The sequence below is a fragment of the Aureibaculum marinum genome (assembly GCF_003813905.1).
Taxonomy (GTDB): Bacteria; Bacteroidota; Bacteroidia; order Flavobacteriales; family Flavobacteriaceae; genus Aureibaculum; species Aureibaculum marinum.
In genome coordinates this window covers 1-3,903 of record NZ_RPFJ01000052.1, presented here as the reverse complement: position 1 = coordinate 3,903, position 3,903 = coordinate 1, and the positions used below count along the sequence as shown (strand labels likewise).

General features: G+C 33.3%; 2 protein-coding genes. Both read right to left on the bottom strand.

The features are described from left to right. A partial coding sequence (locus EGM88_RS14365; protein ID WP_317126551.1) for a two-component regulator propeller domain-containing protein occupies positions 1–3,116 on the bottom strand: 3,116 nt, incomplete at its 3' end. Next, positions 3,113–3,903: sensor histidine kinase (locus tag EGM88_RS14360; protein WP_123899122.1), on the bottom strand; the 791-nt coding region annotated here is incomplete at its 5' end. The genes EGM88_RS14360 and EGM88_RS14365, both read right to left, overlap by 4 nt.

Below are 3,903 nucleotides of genomic sequence, written 5' to 3'. Positions count from 1 at the left end.
TTTTTTTGATTTTCCTTAATATCATTAGAAATCTCTATTACTTCTTCGAAGTTACCCACTTTTAATTCCTCTTGCATCTCGTCAATTAGTTCTACATTAATTTCAGAAAAATTATTTACAAAATTTAATGGGTTCTGAATTTCATGGGCTATACCTGCCGTTAATTCACCTAAACTTGCCATTTTTTCAGACTGAATCAGCTGTGATTGTGTAGCTTTTAAATCTTCAATAGAAGCTTCTAGCTCATTCGTTCTTTCCTTAACTTTCTCTTCCAAAAATTTATTTTCTCGGGTTAATTTTCGAGCTCTAAAAGCTATATAAATTCTCAAAATGCTGGCAATTATAAGTCCAAAAATTAAATAAGCCCACCAGGTTTGCCACCAAGGCGGACTAATATGGAATGTCATTACATCTGGTGTAGACCATTGCTTATTAAAACTTCTCGAAGCCACTTTAAAAGTATATTCACCAGGCTCTAAATTATAGTAATTCTTTGTTTTTGTAGTCGATCCAGCATAGGTCCAATCTAAATCTTCGCCATCTAAAATAAAGCGATACGTAAGTTGGTTTCTATTAAAAACATCTCCACTGGAATAACTAAAACTTAAACTGTTTTGATTAAAGGGTAGCACAAGGCCAATAGGAATACTATAGGGCTTTTTAATCGAATCCCATTTCATATTTTTCGTGTTGGAATGGGATGAGGATGTTTTGGAAAGAGAGTCATTATCCGCTTTATTGTCAAACTTTAGATTCTCATCTAACACGAACATATTATTAATATGAACCGTACTTAAGGTACTATCTGGTTTCGGGACACTGTTCATTACTACAAGCTTGTATACATTTGCGAGATCAACAACACCTGCCCAAAACTGTCCATTTTTAAGAAATTTACTAGAGCCTGATAAATAATCATTGGCTTTAAACCCAAAGCCTCCGTTATAGTTGTAAAATCCGGTGTCAGTCGTTTTTACCGACGATTTTTCAATTGGAATTAGACCATTTGCACTTGCGGCATACATTTTATCGTCTTTTTCAACGATATCATACATTTCGTCAGGTACTAATCCGTTTTCTTCTTTTAAATTGGTAAGTGCGTTTTCTTCAAAATTTAAAATAGCAATACCGTTAAGCGTTGTTACCCATAATTCACCTTCCTCTGAAAAGTTGACTACACCCACGTTATTATCACAGAGACCCTCTTTTGTTCCTAAATAGCTAATGGTATTGTTCTTTAAATTCACTTTTGCTAAACCTTTGTTTTGCGTTGGAACCCAAAGTATTTCTGAACCATCATAAACTATTTTAATAGCAAATAAGGTTTGTAATATATTTGGATCTGTTTTAGAGATTAATTTTTTTAAGTTATTATTTTTTATATCGTATGTATACAAACCTGTTGAATTGTATATCATAAACTGATGTTCGTTTAATGCTGCAAATCCAGAAACTCTTAAGTTTAGGTTCTCATTACCAGTATGTTGGGTGATTTTATTTTGTTGTCTGTCAAAAATGATAAAACCATACCCATTTTGTATAAAATAAATATCTTTAGAAATTTCTTTTATATAATTAATCGAATTAATATCGATACCTTTTATTTGCTTATTCGTTAACGTTTTTAAGGTATTCAGTTGTGGGTCAATAATAGTAATGCCTCCTCTTACTCCTAACCATAGCTCTCCTCTAGAGTTTTCTTCTATTTCCCAAACTTCATTATTTAATAATCCATCAGCTGTACTCAAATATTCTGTATGAAGTGTGTATTCATTTGTTATAATTACACCTTTATCTATTGTACCCATCCATAAGGATCCATCTTTTCTTTTTAAAAGACCAGTTCTTGTTGGTCCACCAATCATAGTACTATTTGTTTCTATAGTTTTAAATTGCTTTAGGTTGTGATGTAAAACGAACATTTTATCTTCACCTGCAATCCAAAAGTTTCCATGGCTATCTTGTTCTATCCTATGGCCTGGTAGGTTAAATCCATTTTCATCAGAAAGTACATTTATTTTTTTGTTTTTTAATGATATTCGCAATACTTCAGACGCCGTATCTTGTAAACGCTCTGGTTTACTATCCATTTGACATATCCATATAGCACCCATTTTATCCTCTTTTATATCAAAAACCATGAAGCTAGAACTAAAAAGGGGAGTGCTAGGCATTTTTTTAAAGGAGGTTCGTTCCTTGTTTAATACAACCAAACCGTCTATAAATCCAAGCCATAAATTATTTTGACGATCCTCTAAAATCGTGAAAGAGGAGCTACTTACATTTTCTAATTGTTGTAAGTTTTTCATCGTTTCATCTATGGTATAAAATCCACCTGTGTAAGAAGCAATGTACATTGTTCCATTATGGTCACATGCTATATCTACGCCTATAAATTCTGCAACAGAAGGTTTTATTTTGTAGGCTATATCTTTTTCAAAATCTAACACATGAATGTCGTTGAATACAGTTACTATCCAAAGTCTTCCTAATTGGTCAAATGTCATGTCAACAACTCGTGGATAATCATAGGTAAAGGCATTTTCACCATCGTAGCGTGTTAAGGTAGACGCTGTTGATAATGTGGAGGTAGAGCCCATCCAAATTTCCCCGTCTTCTGTTTCTATTATAGAAGTTATTTCATTAGTGATTAAGCCTTCATTTACAGAAAGTTGTAATAGGTTGGTTTTGGTCCCTTCCATAATAACAGGAGCCTTCATTTTAGTGATGGTAGGCTTTTTAATGGTGGATTTTGTAACAGTAAAAGGTACAGAATCTAGCTTTAATTTTATGGAGGGTACGTTGTCCCAGTCTAAATCGTATTCCTTTATTGGAGCTTTCAAGGGTTTGAATTGATTTAATTCAAAGGGTTTACTCGGCAGGGCATCAACATTTAAAGAGTAGGTTACAGGGGTTGTTAAAGTGTCATTGGTAATGTTTTCCCATTCAAACGGTTCAGGCTCTGTAAACTGTAAAGGGATAGTTTCAGGGGCTTTATAATCTCCTACAGTGGTTTCTGTTTCTGATTTACTGTTTGTTTTACACGATATTAAAAGCAGGCCAAAAACAAGACATGTAATAAAGATAAAACGTTTTACTAATCGGTTGATTTTCATTTGGATGTGGTTGTATTTGTAAATATAATAGAAAATTTTGTACCTATCCCTTCCTTTGTTTCTACTTTTAACTCACCGCCATGACTTTTTGTAATAATATCATAGCTCATACTTAAGCCCAAGCCTGTACCTTGCCCAGTGGGCTTTGTGGTAAAGAAAGGTTGAAAAATTTTATTAACGATGTCTTTAGGGATACCGTTACCGTTATCTGAAATGCTTACTTCTATGTTGTCTCCTGTCTTTTTAGTGCTGACAGATACAATCGGTTTAAACTTTTTATCTTGTTGTTTCTTCTCATTAACGGCATAAAAAGCGTTGGTAATCAAATTGAGAATCACACGGCCAATGTCTTGTGGTATAATATTTACGAGACCAATACTTTCATCAAAGTTGGTTATCAATTCAGCATTAAAGCTTTTGTCTTTCGCTCTTAAACCATGATAAGCTAATCTAAGATATTCGTCTACTAACTTGTTGATGTCCGCAGGTTCTTTTTTACCTGTATTTTTTCTACTGTGCTGTAGCATCCCTTTTACGATACCATCAGCACGTTTACCATGATGATTAATTTTTTCAAGGTTTTGTTTAATGTCTTTGGCAATGAATTTGACTTCTTCTAAATCGCCTTTATCAAGTTCTTCATTCATTTCATCAATAAGTTCAGTACTTACTTCAGAAAAATTATTGACAAAGTTTAATGGGTTTTGAATTTCATGAGCAATACCCGCAGTCAATTCTCCTAAACTTGCCATTTTTTCAGATTGAATTAATTGAGATTGTGTGGCTT